The sequence below is a fragment of the Mesorhizobium sp. M0664 genome (assembly GCF_040320565.1).
Classification (GTDB): Bacteria; Pseudomonadota; Alphaproteobacteria; order Rhizobiales; family Rhizobiaceae; genus Mesorhizobium.
Genome location: NZ_JAMYPW010000120.1, coordinates 1 through 803, shown reverse-complemented (window position 1 = coordinate 803; position 803 = coordinate 1). Strand labels below are relative to the sequence as shown.

Sequence of the window (803 nt, the reverse complement as noted above, 5' to 3'; positions counted from 1 at the left end):
CCCTCAGAGCAAGCGCCGTTCTCTCTCCAAAACTTTTTGCAGAACCTTCAGCACATCTGTGGACGCCCCCGTGAGCGCAAGAAGAATCTTCGAAAGGCAGTATAGCGGCGCGTAGTCGGGTGCTGACATCTGTCCGGCCTCTGATGCGGCCTTCCATTTGCCGCCGGCCCGTATGGGAGTTCGCCGATCGGATCCATATCACTACCGCGCGCTCGAAGCGCTCTGTGCTGAACTGGTTTTTCCGATCCGTCTCTCATCGACTGTCGCGCCATACCTCTCCGTGTGACCTTCCTACACCTGCGACGACCTCAGACCGAGCTGCTATGCTGCCACGGCCGGAGCCCTGTAGGTCCCACCTCTTGCCATGAGCGCCCAGACGATGCGGGCCATCTTGTTGGCAAGAGCGACGACCACAAGCATTGGCGGCTTGCGGGCGAGCATGCGCCCAAGCCACGATCCTTCCCGAATGCCTCGCCGACGAGCATGACGCACGACAGCGCTCGCTCCGATGATAAGCAGGCGCCGCAATGTACGCTCGCCCATCTTCGATGTTGCACCGAGCTTCTGTTTACCGCCGGTTGAGCGTTGCAGCGGCGTCAGGCCCAGCCAAGCGGCGAAGTCGCGCCCCTTTCGGAAGATTGCGGCGCAAGGCGCCAGTGCAACCAGAGCCGTTGCCGTTATCGGACCAACGCCGGGGATTGTTGCCAACCGCCGCACGTCTTCATCCTCTCGGGCACGTCGTGCAATCTCGGCATCGAGCTGCTTGATCCTTTCCTCCAGCGATCTCAGCGTATCGACCAGCA

At 61.3% G+C, this 803-nt stretch carries 1 protein-coding gene; it reads right to left on the bottom strand.

The annotated features are described in order from the left end of the window. Window positions 1–321 precede the first annotated feature (321 nt). Window positions 322–803, bottom strand: a 482-nt coding sequence (locus NKI39_RS34225) for an IS110 family RNA-guided transposase (RefSeq protein WP_352837578.1), incomplete at its 5' end; no start/stop codon positions are given.